This is a genomic window from Hydrogenophaga sp. H7 (assembly GCF_002025745.1).
Taxonomy (GTDB): Bacteria; Pseudomonadota; Gammaproteobacteria; order Burkholderiales; family Burkholderiaceae_C; genus Hydrogenophaga; species Hydrogenophaga pseudoflava.
Window position 1 is genome coordinate 23,457 of sequence record NZ_MCIC01000003.1, and the last position, 13,851, is coordinate 37,307.

At 66.1% G+C, this 13,851-nt stretch carries 11 protein-coding genes; 6 read left to right on the forward strand and 5 right to left on the reverse strand.

Annotated elements, in window-relative coordinates:
- The first annotated feature begins 68 nt into the window (after positions 1 to 68).
- The 6 genes from arsB to BC358_RS04640 all read left to right on the forward strand — a co-directional run bounded on the left by arsB (position 69) and on the right by BC358_RS04640 (position 5,502).
- On the forward strand, positions 69 to 1,082 hold the full coding sequence (arsB, locus tag BC358_RS04615; RefSeq protein WP_079364900.1) for an ACR3 family arsenite efflux transporter: 1,014 nt from the start codon (positions 69 to 71) through the stop codon (positions 1,080 to 1,082).
- Between the two features lie 22 nt (positions 1,083 to 1,104).
- Positions 1,105 to 1,527: an arsenate reductase (glutaredoxin) gene (gene arsC, locus BC358_RS04620; RefSeq protein ID WP_079364901.1), complete on the forward strand. Its 423-nt coding sequence runs from the start codon at positions 1,105 to 1,107 to the stop codon at positions 1,525 to 1,527.
- Positions 1,520 to 2,254 (forward strand): arsenical resistance protein ArsH, encoded by a 735-nt coding sequence (arsH, locus tag BC358_RS04625; RefSeq protein ID WP_079364902.1) that lies wholly within the window; start codon positions 1,520 to 1,522, stop codon positions 2,252 to 2,254. The genes arsC and arsH overlap by 8 nt, the downstream gene beginning before the upstream one ends.
- A 42-nt stretch (positions 2,255 to 2,296) precedes the next feature.
- Positions 2,297 to 3,676: a DASS family sodium-coupled anion symporter gene (locus BC358_RS04630; protein ID WP_079364903.1), complete on the forward strand. Its 1,380-nt coding sequence runs from the start codon at positions 2,297 to 2,299 to the stop codon at positions 3,674 to 3,676.
- 113 nt (positions 3,677 to 3,789) lie between these two features.
- Positions 3,790 to 5,235: a permease gene (locus BC358_RS04635; protein WP_079364904.1), complete on the forward strand. Its 1,446-nt coding sequence runs from the start codon at positions 3,790 to 3,792 to the stop codon at positions 5,233 to 5,235.
- Positions 5,236 to 5,265: 30 nt separating this feature from the next.
- Positions 5,266 to 5,502, forward strand: coding sequence for a thioredoxin family protein (locus tag BC358_RS04640; protein ID WP_079364905.1), 237 nt, complete (start codon positions 5,266 to 5,268; stop codon positions 5,500 to 5,502).
- Here BC358_RS04640 and BC358_RS04645 read toward each other — a convergent pair.
- The 5 genes from BC358_RS04645 to BC358_RS04665 all read right to left on the reverse strand — a co-directional run bounded on the left by BC358_RS04645 (position 5,494) and on the right by BC358_RS04665 (position 13,836).
- Positions 5,494 to 6,348 (reverse strand): class II glutamine amidotransferase, encoded by an 855-nt coding sequence (locus BC358_RS04645; protein WP_079364906.1) that lies wholly within the window; start codon positions 6,346 to 6,348, stop codon positions 5,494 to 5,496. The two genes, BC358_RS04640 and BC358_RS04645, sit on opposite strands and share 9 nt — an antisense overlap.
- A 35-nt stretch (positions 6,349 to 6,383) precedes the next feature.
- Complete coding sequence (locus tag BC358_RS04650; RefSeq protein WP_079364907.1) at positions 6,384 to 7,034, reverse strand: hypothetical protein; 651 nt, start codon at positions 7,032 to 7,034, stop codon at positions 6,384 to 6,386.
- Positions 7,031 to 8,050: a dihydroorotate dehydrogenase-like protein gene (locus BC358_RS04655; protein WP_079364908.1), complete on the reverse strand. Its 1,020-nt coding sequence runs from the start codon at positions 8,048 to 8,050 to the stop codon at positions 7,031 to 7,033. The genes BC358_RS04650 and BC358_RS04655 overlap by 4 nt, the downstream gene beginning before the upstream one ends.
- Positions 8,043 to 11,612, reverse strand: coding sequence for a pyruvate:ferredoxin (flavodoxin) oxidoreductase (gene nifJ, locus BC358_RS04660; RefSeq protein WP_079364970.1), 3,570 nt, complete (start codon positions 11,610 to 11,612; stop codon positions 8,043 to 8,045). The genes BC358_RS04655 and nifJ overlap by 8 nt, the downstream gene beginning before the upstream one ends.
- A gap of 439 nt (positions 11,613 to 12,051) precedes the next feature.
- The gene (locus BC358_RS04665) at positions 12,052 to 13,836 is read right to left on the reverse strand and encodes an alpha/beta hydrolase (RefSeq protein ID WP_079364909.1); all 1,785 of its coding nucleotides are present in this window, start codon (positions 13,834 to 13,836) and stop codon (positions 12,052 to 12,054) included.
- Between the last annotated feature and the right edge of the window lie 15 nt (positions 13,837 to 13,851).

The following is a 13,851-nucleotide window of genomic DNA, read 5'->3' on the forward strand; positions in this document are numbered from 1 at the left end:
GGTTCATCCGAAGGCGCCGGCCCGGTCGCACCCGCGATCGGGCGTTTTTCATTTCTGAGGTGTGATCAATGGGTGTTTTTGAGCGTTACCTGACCGTGTGGGTCGGGCTGGGCATTCTGGCCGGTGTGGGCCTCGGGCTCGTCATGCCCGGTGTGTTCCAGGCCGTGGCCGCGATGGAGATCGCGCAGGTCAACCTGGTGGTCGCCGTGTTCATCTGGATCATGATCTACCCGATGATGATCCAGATTGACTGGCATGCGGTGAAAGACGTGGGCAAGAAGCCTCAGGGTCTGATGCTCACGCTGGTGGTCAACTGGCTGATCAAGCCTTTCACCATGGCGGCGCTGGGCGTGCTGTTCTTCCAGTACGTCTTTGCGGGCTGGGTCGACCCGCAGTCGGCCAGCGAATACATCGCCGGCATGATCCTGCTGGGCGTGGCGCCCTGCACCGCCATGGTCTTCGTCTGGAGCCAGCTGGTGAAGGGCGATGCCAACTACACCCTGGTCCAGGTGTCGGTGAACGACCTGATCATGGTGGTGGCGTTTGCACCCATCGCCGCCTTTCTGCTCGGCGTAACGAACGTGACCGTTCCCTGGGAGACGCTGCTGCTCTCGACCGTGCTGTACGTGGTGCTGCCACTGCTGGCGGGCATGGCCACGCGCCAGCTACTCGTGAAACAGTCGCCCAACGCGCTGAGCCATTTCGTGGCGCGACTCAAGCCCTGGTCGGTGGTGGGCCTGATCGCCACCGTGGTGCTGCTGTTCGGTTTCCAGGCCGGCACCATCGTCGAGAAACCCGGTGTGATCGCACTCATCGCCGTGCCGCTGATCCTCCAGTCCTACGGCATCTTCTTCATCGCCTGGTGGGGCGCCAAATGGCTCAAGCTGCCGCACAACATCGCCGGCCCGGCCTGCCTGATCGGCACCTCCAACTTCTTCGAGCTGGCGGTGGCGGTGGCGATCTCGCTGTTCGGCCTGAACTCGGGCGCCGCTCTGGCCACCGTGGTGGGCGTGCTGGTGGAGGTGCCCGTGATGCTCTCGCTCGTGGCCATCGTCAACGCCTGGAAACCCCGGACCGCCTGAACCCGCATCAGACCTTTTCTTCATGCCCGACATCACGATCTATCACAACCCCGCCTGCGGCACCTCGCGCAACGTGCTGGCCATGATCCGCAACAGCGGAGTGGAACCCACCGTCATCGAGTACCTCAAGAACCCGCCCAGCACACAGCAGATCCAGGCCTGGCTCGCCGCCATGGGCGCCACGGTGCGCCAGGTGCTGCGAGAAAAAGGCACCCCCTTCGCCGAGCTGGACCTGGGCAACCCGAAATGGACCGATGAACAGCTGCTGGCCTTCATCCAGCAACACCCCATCCTGCTCAACCGTCCCTTCGTGATCACGCCGCTGGGAGTGCGCCTGTGTCGCCCTTCCGAGGTCGTGCTCGACATCCTGCCGTATCCGCAGCAGGGCCCCTTCATCAAGGAAGATGGCGAAGTGGTCATCGATGTAAAAGGTCGCCGTGTCTAAGTCCGTCTCCAAACCCCTGGCCGACCTGCCGCAGGTGCAGGCCGAACATTTCCGGGTGCCCGATCCGGCGCGGCTGCTGCGCCCGCACTCGGCTCATCCGCCTCGCATCTTGCTGCTGTACGGCTCCCTGCGTCCGCGCTCCTTCAGCCGACTGCTGGTGGAAGAAGCCGCCCGGCTGCTACAGGCCATGGGCGCGGAAACGCGCATCTTCAACCCCAGCGGTTTGCCGCTGCCCGACGATGCGCCGGACACCCACCCCAAGGTGCAGGAGCTGCGCGAACTGACGCTGTGGTCCGAAGGCATGGTCTGGTGTTCGCCGGAGCGCCACGGCGCCATGACCGGCATCATGAAAGCCCAGATCGACTGGATTCCCCTGGCGGCCGGCGCCGTGCGTCCCACCCAGGGAAAGACCCTGGCGGTGATGCAGGTCTGCGGTGGCTCACAGTCGTTCAACGCGGTCAACCAGATGCGTGTGCTCGGCCGCTGGATGCGCATGGTCACCATCCCGAACCAGTCGTCCGTGGCCAAGGCCTTCCAGGAGTTCGACGACCACGACCGCATGAAGCCGTCCAGCTACCACGACCGGGTGGTCGATGTGATGGAGGAGCTGGTCAAGTTCACCTGGCTGACCCGCGATGTTTCGCCCTACCTGGTGGACCGCTACAGCGAGCGCAAGGAAAGCGCCGAAGAACTGATGCGGCGGGTCAACCTGCCCAAGGCGGTATGACCTCCGGCGCCATGGCAGACGCAGCATGACGCCGAGTCACGGATGAGCCCAGAAATCGCGTCCGACGGGGGCGTGGTCTCGGCCCGTCGGGCCGTGCTCTCGTTTCTGGTCGCGCTGGTCCTGTCGCTGGCTTTGTATGCCTGGCTGCCCTACGAGGCGTCGGTCACCAAAGGCCTGTGCCTTCTGGTCTTCATCGGGACGCTCTGGCTGACGGAAGCGGTTCCTCTGCCGGTCACGGCGTTGCTGGTGCCGGTGGGTGCGCTGGCGCTGGGGTTGCCGGGGCTCACCACAGTCAAGGTACTGGCGCCCTTTGCTGACCCCATCGTGTTCCTGTTTCTGGGTGGCTTTGCCCTGGCCAGCGCCCTGCGTGCCCAGCAGCTGGACCGCAAGATGGCCGGCTTCCTGCTGTCACTCTCAGGCGGCCATCTGGGCCGTGCCGTGTGGCTGCTGTTCGGCGTGACGGCGGTGTTGTCTATGGGCATCAGCAACACGGCCACGGCGGCCATGGTGCTGCCACTGACCCTGGGCATCCTGGGGCCGCTCGACCCGCAGCGGGAGCGGCGGACATTTGCCTTTGTGCTGCTGGGCGTGGCCTATTCCGCCAGCATCGGCGGCATGGGCACCCTGGTCGGCTCACCGCCGAATGCCATCGCGGCGCGTGCGGCCGGTATCGACTTCGCCCAGTGGCTCTGGATCGGTTTGCCTTTGGTGCTGGTCCTCATGCCCTTGATGGTGTTCACCCTCCGGTTGGTGTTGCGTCCGCACCTTGACCGGCGCATCGCCATCACCGCCATCGACGTGCCCTGGACCGGGCCACGGATTCTGACGCTGGGCGTGTTCCTGCTGACCGCGCTGGGCTGGACCTTTGGGGCCGAGCCCCTCAGGCAGCTGGGCATTCAGAGCCCGGACACGGTATTTGCGCTGGCTGCCGCTGTTGCCGTGGTGGCGTTGCGTCTCGCGAGCTGGCGGGAAGTCGCCGAGCACACCGACTGGGGTGTGCTGATCCTGTTCGGCGGCGGTCTGGCGCTGGGCGAAGTGCTCGCCACGTCGGGCGCCTCGCTGGTGCTGGGCCAGCAGGTGGCCAGCCTGCTGCAAGGTGCGGCACCGTGGACCATGTTGCTGGCGGTCGCCGCCTTCATGGTGCTGCTCAGCGAGTTCGCCAGCAACACCGCCGCCGCAGCGCTGCTCGTGCCGGTGTTTGCTGCTGTCGCCAGCCAGATGGCCCTGCCGGTGGAGACATTGGTGATCGTGGTCGCCCTGGCCGCTTCCTGCGGCTTTGCCCTGCCCGTGGCCACGCCGCCCAATGCCCTGGTGTTCGGTTCGGGCCGGGTGCGCCAGCGCGACATGCTGCGGGCCGGCCTGTCGCTGGATCTGGTGTGCGTGGGGGTGTTGACGATCTGGGGGCTGCTGGCGCTGTGGTGACCGGCGCGGACCTGACCAGCTCTGTTGATCCGCCTCAAGCCGTCGCCAATGTCCGGTTGCCATTCGATGGCAGAGGTTGACAATGAACCAGGGATCTTCGCGAAAGGAAGTTGATGGAACTGATGCTGAAACTGCTGACGGGTGGGGCCGGCAGTCTGGCCGCCTACCTGGCGGCGCATGTGCTGCTCTGTCTGCTGCCGGCGTTCTTCATCGCTGGCGCCATGGCGGCCCTGATTCCCAAGGCCAGCATCACCCGCTGGCTGGGGCGCAGCACGCCTGCCTACGTCTCCTACCCCGCAGCGGCGGCAGCGGGGTCGCTGCTGGCGGTGTGCTCCTGCACCATCGTGCCTTTGTTCGCCGGCATCTACCGCAAGGGCGCCGGCATCGGTCCAGCCATGACCTTTCTGTTCTTCGCACCGGCCGGCAACATCATGGCGCTGGCCTACACCGGCAGCATCCTCGGGCCTGAGTTTGCGGTGGCGCGCGTGGTGTTCTGCCTGATGTTTGGCATCGGCATCGGCATCCTGATGGCACTGGTGTTCTGGCGCGACGACGCCAGCCACGACGCACAGACCGACACCCTGTTCGCAGCCCAGGCCAGCATCGCCCCGGCGGCACTGGGCGTGCTGTTGTCGCTGGTGGCTCTGCTGATCGCGGGCACGCTCAAGCTGTGGCCACTGACCACCACCGTGGGCACCTTCACCCTGCCCCTGCCCTGGGCCATGGCCTGGCAGGACACGCTGTTCGGTTGGGTGCCGTTTGACGCCGCCAAAGGCGAAGAAGGAGTGAGCTTTCAGGGCTCGGTGCTGATCGGCTTGCTGCTGCTGATCTCGGCCACGGCCTGGAAGGGCATGGAGGACATCATCGAAGGCGCCAACCACTGGACTTGGGTTGCGCTGGGGTTGGCGGCCACCACCTTGCTGGTGGCGGCGCTGCGCCTGACGCCGGTTCCTGATGGGCTTGAAATCGCCCTCACCGGCCGCGCCTTCGGGGTGGCGCTGTCGCTCGGGGCGGTGTGGTTCTATGCCCGGCAACTGCCGGCCGATGACTGGCGCAGCTGGCTGTGGGAGGCCTGGCGCTTCGTCAAGCAGATCTTCCTGGTGCTGGTGATCGGCGTGTTCGTGGTCGGCATGGTGCGCCAGCTGATCCGGCCCGAATGGATTGAGTCGCTGGCGGGTAGCAACACCGTGCTGGCCAACCTGGTGGCGGTGGGTTTTGGCGTCTTCATGTACTTCCCCACACTGGTCGAAGTGCCGGTGGCCCGCATGTTCCTGGACCTGGGCATGCACCCCGGCCCCTTGCTGGCCTACTTGATGGCCGACCCGGAACTCAGCCTGCAGAGCATGCTGATGGTGGCCGCGGTGATCGGCCGCACCAAGACCGCGGCCTACGTGGGCTGGGTGGCGGTGTTCAGCGTCTGTGCGGGCCTGATCTTTGGCGCCTGGGTGGACGGCGCGGGTTGGACCTCGCTCGCGCTGCCGCTGGGTCTGTGCCTGGCCGGGCTGGCCGTGGCGCTGGCCTGGTTGCGCCGCCGTCAACGCCAGGTGGTCACCGCCTGAATCTGTTCCCACTTTCCAAGGAGAGACACCATGTTGACCATCAAGATCCTGGGCTCGGGCTGCGCCAACTGCAAGAAGCTCGAAGCCGTGGCCCGCGAAGCGGCCACCGCCAGCCAAGTCGAGGCCGAATTCCTCAAGGTCACCGACATGCAGCAGATCATGGCCTATGACCTGCTCTCCACGCCGGGTCTGGTGGTGAACGAAAAGCTGGTCAGCAGCGGCCGCATTCCCACCGTGGCAGAAGTCCAGAAATGGCTGTCAGCCTGACCGCAGACAGTCTTGGGAAGTAGACACGCCGGTCGCTGAAGCGCCGGGCGTGACCACAACGCCATCGCGTACCACCACGATTTCGCCATGGTTCAAGGACCGCCATGCGTCCGGTGTCAGCGGGACGCTGGCAAGCATCACCACGGACTGGCCACCCCCTCCGATTGAAACGGCATTTACAGGGTTTGATGCAGTGTCTGTGTCGGCGCAATACCGCTGAAGCAGCCAAAGTCCGGGTGCCTCGACAGAGCCGCCGGGCAGTGTTTTTCTTCGATGCCCGTGGGCAAACAACACCTCGCCATCGGTGTACAGGAAGTTGGCTGGACCGAGCGTCCGAAGCTCAGCCGCAAATGCATTGACCAGCGAAAAACGTTCATCCAGTGGCGGCAGCCCTGTGCCGCTCCACAGTTCACGCAACCGCGCAAGCAAGGCGCAAAACGCCTGCTCGGAATCCGTCTCACCGACCGGATGGTGAGCATCCAGCGACAAATTCGCGCTGCCCCATATGCCGGGCAGGTCGCCGTTGTGGGCGAAAACATGGGTGCGCCCGCCAAGCTCACGAACAAAAGGCTGGGTGTTGGCCAGGTTCACCGGTCCACGCGTGGCGTGACGTATGTGCGAAATTGCCAGCTGGGTGCGGGGACCGTGGTCCTCCAGGTATCGAACCAGCGAACTGCTGGCGGCTGGCGCGGGCTCACGGAAAAGCGCCACATCGTGCCCCGAACAGAAGGCGACACCCCACCCATCGGGTGATCCACCGCGCATGTCGCCGTGCGATGCCAGACGCTGGAGCGAAAACGTCAACTGGGCCGGGCGCGAGCTCGACAAGGCGAGCAGTTCACACATGGTGACTCGGGCATCCGCCAACGTCGGCACACATGTCAGGACACCGGGTTGGCAGACACCAGCACAAGACCGACCCCGTGCACCAAGGCCTTGACCCTGTCGAGGAAAGGCGTGATGTCGGCTTGCTCTTCCGATGTCACTTCGAAGCTCATGAACGATGGCGCTTTCTGGCGCGCGCCTTTCACTGTGGGCACCTCCAGCTTGAGGTTCACGACATCAAAAGGCTGGCCCTCGATCAGTTCTTCCAGTCGAACCAGGAACTGTTTGTCGCCGAACTCGCCTGCGACCTCCACCTTGGCGCGCGTCACCACATGGGCGAGCGCGTCTTGCGCCTGCTGTCGGGCCTTGAGCGCGTCTTCGCGCTCGTGCTTCTTCAGCGCTTCCTTCTTCACGGTCCGGAAGATCTGCTTCTCGCGTTCAAGCTTCCACACCCCGTCCAGGGTGGGAAAAGTGATCGCCGCTGTCGGGCACACATTCCCGCAAGTCGAGCAACCGACCGCACATTCCATGGGTGCCACCGCCACGGCGGCGTTGTCGTGCATCTCGTAGACACCCCGACCGCAGGTCACGTAACAGAGCTGGCAACCGATACAGGCCTCGGCATCCACCGTCGGTTTCCATGGGATTTCGTCTCTCGGGATGCCGTGCCAGGTGCTGTTCTTCTCGGCTGTCGCGGGGGTGTTCATCGGGGATGTCTCCATGATGTGGGGTGGGGAAGTGTCTGCAGCGTTCGGATGTAGTTCAAACGGGTCCAGACCGACGGATCGGGGACGCGGGCCAGGCTCAGGACCGCGCGGGCATCTGCGCTCGCGGTGTAGCACTTGGCGTCCAGCCATGCGTTGAAAGCGGTCAGCAGCGGCGCCACATGACCGGGGCCATGCTCCAGCAGGACCGAGGCCACCTGAACCACATGGGCTCCGCACAGCACCGCACGGGCCATGTCCTCGCTGGTGTGCACGCCACCGGAGCAAGCCAGATCCAGCGTCGTGGAGCCCGACAGCACGGCCAGCGCATGCAGGCGCAGCGGCAGTTCGGCCGCGGTGGACGAAGCAAGGCTTCGGTGCACAGACAGGTCGTCGAGATCGATGCCCGGTTCGTAGAAGCGGTTGAACAGGGTCACGCCGCGTGCCCCCACCTGCTCCAGCCTATTCACAAAGGCCGGCAGCGATGCATAGAACGGCGTCAGCTTGACGGCCACCGGAACGGACACGGCGGCCACGACCGCAGCCACCACCGCCAGTTGTCGCGACTCCACCTCGGCGCCGGTCTCTGCGGTCTGGGTGACGACGTCGTAGAGATTGAGTTCCAGGGCATCGGCGCCCGCATCGGCCAGTTGCCGGGCATAGCGGGTCCAGCCTCCGGGCGTGGTCCCGTTCAGTGACGCGATCAAGGGCACATCCACCACCCGTTTCAGTGCCCGCATCTGCGCCAGGTGGTGTTCGGCCCCCTGACCAAAGACCGCCGTGTCCGGCAAGAAATGGCTGGCCTCGGCGTTCATGTCGGCGTGGTGGTCGAGGAACCGATGGGCCTTCATCTGCTCCTCGCTCAATTGCTCCTCGAACAGCGAAGGCATGACGATGGCACCGGCTCCGGCGGCCACCGCCTGTGCCGCGGCTTGGGGATCAAGGGCCAGGGTCGAAGCGGCCAGGACCAGCGGGCTTTTGAGCCGTAGGCCCATCCAGGAAGTGGTGAGGTCAGCCATGGTGTTCGGGCGGCAAATGGATGTGGGACAACTGTTCGTACAAGGCCTGCCGCTGCCGCACCGCGTCGCGGGCGGCCTGCAACAGCTGGCGGTAGCGCTCCGGATCGCGAAGTTCGACCATGCGGAAGCGCCCTTCTGCGGCCATTGCGTCCGCCACGTCGAGCGTCGGTGCACCTGAGTCCAGCACCAGCGGCGTCTCGCCCTGGTCGACGCGCTGCGGATCGAAGCGGTACAACGGCCACAGACCGCTGTCCACCGTTCGCCGTTGCTGATGCGGTGACTGCACCAGGTCGTAGCCATGGGCGATGCAGGGACTGTGTGCGATCAGCAGCGAAGGGCCCGGATGGCGTTCGGCCTCCAGCATGGCCCGCACGGCCTGTTCGGGGTGCGACTGCATGCCGATCTGCGCCACATACACATGGCCATAGCCCATGGCGAGCAGGCCCAGGTCTTTCTTGCGCACCGCCTTGCCCGCGATGGCGAACTTTGCCGACGCGCCCAGCGGTGTGGCCTTGGATTGTTGCCCCCCGGTGTTGGAATACACCTCGGTGTCCAGCACCAGGACATTGACCTTGTGGTGCGAGGCAAGCACGTGGTCCAGGCCGCCGTAGCCGATGTCGTAGGCCCAGCCATCACCACCGACGATCCAGACGCTGCGCGGCAACAAGGCTGGCGCCGCTTCACGCAGTGCGTGGGCTTCAAGCGAACCATCCTGTGCCAGCAGGTGTTCCAGTTCGCTGACCCGCTGGCGCTGGGCCTGGGCCCAGGTCTCGCCGGTGCCTTCACGATCCGGCACCTGGAGCAGGCCGACCACAAGTTCCACGGGGAGCCGGGGGGCGAGCGATTCCAGCAGCGTGCGGGCACGATCGGTGGCCGCATCCAACGCCAGGCGCATGCCCAGGCCGAACTCGGCGTTGTCTTCGAACAGCGAGTTCGACCAGGCCGGTCCCCGCCCTTGCGCGTTGACCGTCCAGGGCGTGGTCGGCAGATTGCCGCCGTAGATCGAAGAGCAGCCGGTGGCGTTGGCCACCAGCAACCGGTCGCCAAAAAGCTGGGTCAACAAACGCAGGTACGGCGTCTCGCCACAACCCGCGCAGGCCCCGGAGAACTCGAACAAGGGCTGTCGAAAGGCCACGTTGCGCGGCTCCAGCGGCAGATGCCGCAGATCGGCCAGCGGGATCTGTTCGAAGTGGTCAAACGCCGCGCGTTGCACGGCACGGTGTTCAACCAGCGGCTTGGACACCAGGGCCTTGCGTCGGGTGTCGTGCCGGTCCTTGGCCGGGCAGACCTCGATGCACAGCCCGCAACCCGTGCAGTCTTCGGGCGCAACCTGCACCGTGTAGGCCATGCCCTCCAGCGAAGGCTCGAACGCCTCCATGAGCGATGGAAAACCCGCTGGCGCATCGGCCAGGACTGCGGGGTCGTACACCTTGGCGCGGATCGCCGCGTGCGGACAGATCGTCACGCAGCGGTTGCACTGCACACACAGGTCGGGTTGCCAGATGGGGATGTCCAGCGCGATCGCGCGCTTTTCCCAGCGGCTCGTGCCACTGGGCCAGGTGCCATCGGGCGGAAACGCGCTCACGGGCAGTTCGTCGCCCCGGCCCTCCAGCAGCAGGCGGGTCACGCGCTGAACGAAGTCCGCCGCCTGGACTGGAATGGCCAGTGGACGGGCGCGCGTGGCCGTGGCCTTTTCGGGCACGGCGATTTCGGTCAGGGCCTCCAGCGTGCCTTCCAGCGCCAACAGGTTGCGTCGCACCACCTCGGGACCGCGCCGCCCCCAGTGCTCTTCCAGTGAACGGCGCAGGTGCACCATCGCATCTTCCATGGGCAGCACCTTCGACAAAGCGAAGAAGCACAGTTGCATCACCGTGTTGATCCGGCGGCCCAACCCGGCGCGTTCGGCCTGGGCGTAGCCATCGATGGCGTACAGGCGGCAGCGGCGCTGGATCAGCTGCTGCTGGACCTCGCTCGGGAGCGTGTCCCACACGCGCGCGGCCGGCACCTCGGTGTTGAGCAGCACGGTCGCCCCCGGCGCGGCGACGTCCAGCACATCGCGCCGTTCCAGAAACTCAGGTGCATGAATGGCCACGAACTGGGCCTGGGTGATGCGGTAGGTCGAGCGGATCGGCCGGGGCCCAAAGCGCAGGTGGGACACCGTGGTCGATCCGGCCTTGCGCGAATCCAGCTCGAAATAGCCCTGGGCAAACAAGCCCGCCTGTTCACCGATGAGCTTGATGCTGGCCTTGTTGGCCGACACCGTGCCGTCCGAGCCGAGACCGAAAAACACCGCGCGCGTCACGTCGGGGGCATCCAGCTCGCGGTCAAACGCCGGGTCCCACGGCAGCGATGAGCCGGACACGTCGTCCCGGATGCCGATGGTGAAACGCGTCAGCGGACGTGAACGCGCCAGAGCATCGAAGACCGCCTTGACCATGGCGGGCGTGAACTCCTTGCCCGCCAGGCCATAGCGGCCCCCGCAGATCCGGGGCAACGCGGCGCGGCGCCCATCGGTCACCGCCTGCACCAACCCCATGGTCACTTCTTGCAGCAAGGGTTCGCCCGACGAGCCGGGCTCCTTGGTCCGGTCCAGCACCGCAACGGCCTGCACCGTGGTCGGCAAGGCCTGCAGCAAATGCTCCACCGAGAACGGGCGGAACAAGCGCACCTTGACCACGCCGACGCGTTCGCCCCGGGCCGCCAGATGCTCGACCACCTCGTGTGCGCACTCGGCACCCGACCCCATCAACACGATGACCCGCTCCGCCGCCGGATCACCCACGTAGTCAAACAGCCGGTAATGGCGGCCCGTCAGCGCTGCGAACTGCGAGAAAGTCGCCTCCAGTGCGTCCGGGAAAGCCGCATAGAACGGTTCGACGGCTTCGCGCCCCTGGAAGAACGTGTCCGGGTTCTGCGACGTGCCCCGGATGACGGGTCGCTCCGGGTCCAGCGCCCGCTGCCGGTGCGCCTGGATGCCGTCGGCTGGCATCAGGGCGCGCAAGGTCTCATCGTCGATCACCGACACCGTGCCGATCTCGTGCGAGGTCCGGAAGCCGTCAAAAAAATGCAGCACCGGGATGCGGGCCTGCAGGGTGACCGCATGCCCGACGGCCGCCATGTCCTGAGCCTCCTGCGCGGAACCCGAGGCCAGCAGCGCGAAGCCGGTGCCGCGCGCGGCCATCACGTCGGAATGGTCGCCGAAGATGGACAGCGCATGGGTGGCCACACTGCGCGCCGCCACATGCATGCAGAACGACGTCAGCTCCCCGGCGATCTTGTACAGGTCGGGCAGCATCAGCAGCAGCCCTTGCGACGCGGTGAAGGTCGTGACCAGTGCGCCCGCTTGCAGCGCGCCGTGCACCGCTCCGGCTGCGCCGCCCTCGGATTGCATCTCGACCACCTTCGGCACGGACCCCGACAGGTTCAGCCGGCGATCGGCCGACCAGGCGTCGGCCAGTTCCCCCATCGCCGAAGCGGGCGTGATCGGGTAGATCGCGATCACCTCGCTGGCGCGGTAGGCCACGCTGGCCACGGCTTCGTTGGCGTCCAGGGTGCGTGCCATTCCAGAGGCCGAAACGACCAGTCCCTGCTCGGTCATGGCACGTTCCGGATCAAGGGAATTTCGGTGACATTTGCTGCAGTTCGCCACCTTCGGACATCCATGCCCGCAGACCGGAGACCAGACTGGTACACGATCCCTGCAACCATCCAAAGCCTGAATCTCATCGCATTGCTCCTGAGGTGGGCTCGCGTTTCGCCTGCCAAGCCGGTAAGAAACCGTTGTGCAGCCTGGAATCAGAGATCTGCCAGACGCCACACGAAAGACGGAAACCTGTTGCCCGATGAGTCCATGCTAAACCCGCATGCTTCAATGGCGTTGAGGCAGGTCAGTAAGTGATGGTGCTTTGATGATTCCGGTGCCCTCCACCATCATCTAAGGTGCGGCGTGATTTGCAGGCGATGTCCACGCGGCCGACTCCCTCACCCTTACACCCTCAATCTTAGTATCGCTGATGCACGTAGGTTCCCGGCGCGGCACAAAGGCCATCGCGCGGTGTCAGCTGACGCGCCGGTACCTCGCGGCCGCTGCCTTTGGCCTTGAGCCAGCTGTCCCAGGCGGTCCACCACGAGCCCTCGTGTGACCCGGCCGAGGCTTCCCATTCTTCCGGCGACAGCCACGGATCACCCGGGCGGCGCACCGCCTCCCGCCAGCGTCGGCCTGCATGGCCGGGCTCGCTGACGATGCCGGCGTTGTGACCGCCGCTGGTCAGCACGAAGGTGATTTCGGCGTCCGTCAGCTGGTGCAGCTTGTAGACCGAGCGCCAGGGCGCCACGTGGTCCTTTTCGGTGCCCACCACGAACATCGGCTGGTGGACATCGTCCAGCGACACCGGTCGGCCTTCCACGCAGTAGCGCGACTCGGCCAGTTCGTTGTGCAGGTACAGGCGCCGCAGATACTGGCTGTGCATGGCCGCCGGCATGCGGGTGGTGTCGGCGTTCCAGGCCATCAGGTCGTTTGGCCGCAGCGGCTCGCCCATCCAGAGTTCGCGCAGCGTGGCCGACCAGATCAGTTCGCGCGAGTGCAGAAACTGGAAGCTCGCGGCCATCTGCCGGCCGGTGAGGTAGCCGCGCTCGGCCATCATGTCCTCCAGCAACGCGACCTGGCTCTCGTCGATCAGCACGCCCATTTCGCCAGGCTCGCTGAAGTCGGTCTCTGCGGCCAGGAAGCTCAAGGACGCCAGCGGCGGCAGCGCTTCAGCGCCGGCCACTTTCCCCGGTCGTGCGAGCGCCGCCGCGGCAATCGCCAGCAGCGTGCCACCCAGACAGTACCCCACCGCATGCACCGCCTCGCCGGGGACGCGCCGCCCGATGGCCGCCAGCGCGTCGAACACGCCAAGCTGCAGGTAGTCGTCCATGTCCAGCAGCGCGTCGCTCTCGTCCGGGTTGCGCCAGGAGAGCATGAACACAGTGTGCCCCTGGCCCACCAGCCAGCGCACCATCGAGTCGTGCGGTGACAGGTCCAGGATGTAGTACTTCATGATCCAGCTCGGCACGATGAACACCGGCTCTGCGTGGACGGCAGGCGTCGTCGGGCTGTATTGGATCAGCTCCACCAGGTGGTTGCGGTGCACGACGCGGCCGGGGCTCACCGCCACCTCTTCGCCAGGCTTGAAGCGCTGGCCGTGGTCGAACATCTGCGGCAGACCGTGGCGGCGGCGACAGTCGTCCAAGGCGTGCGCCCAGCCCGCCACCAGGTTATCCCCGCGACGCTCCAGCGTGCGTGCCAGCACCTCAGGGTTGGCCAAGCCTGCATTGGCCGGTGACAGCATGTCCAGCCACTGGCGCGCAAACATGGCGACGACGTCGCGGTGGTGTGATGTCATGCCACGCAGCTGGGTGGCGTCGCGCCACCAGCGCTCGGCGTCGAGGTAGTTGTGCACGATCCAAACGTAGGGCCAGGTCTGCCAGGCATCTGCCTGGAAGCGCTGGTCGTCGGGCCGCTCGCTGGCGTCGCGCGGCAGGTGGCTCTGTGTGGCCGCGGCCAGGGCGGCATGGGTGGCCATGCCCAGCGCCTCGCTGGCCAGGCGCGACGTCTGCGCAGGCTGGGTGGCCAGGTGTAGCGCCCAGTCGGTGGCGGCCAGCGCCAGCGTGATGGGCGACAGACCGCCCCAGAGCTCCGCGGCCTGTGCGTGCAGCAGGCCGTCCAGCGCCTCGGCGCGGGCACGCGCCTCGTCGGCAGGCGGGGCGATGGGACAGGTGGGGGCGGTGGTGGATGGGTGGGACATGAAGGTGAAGCTGGA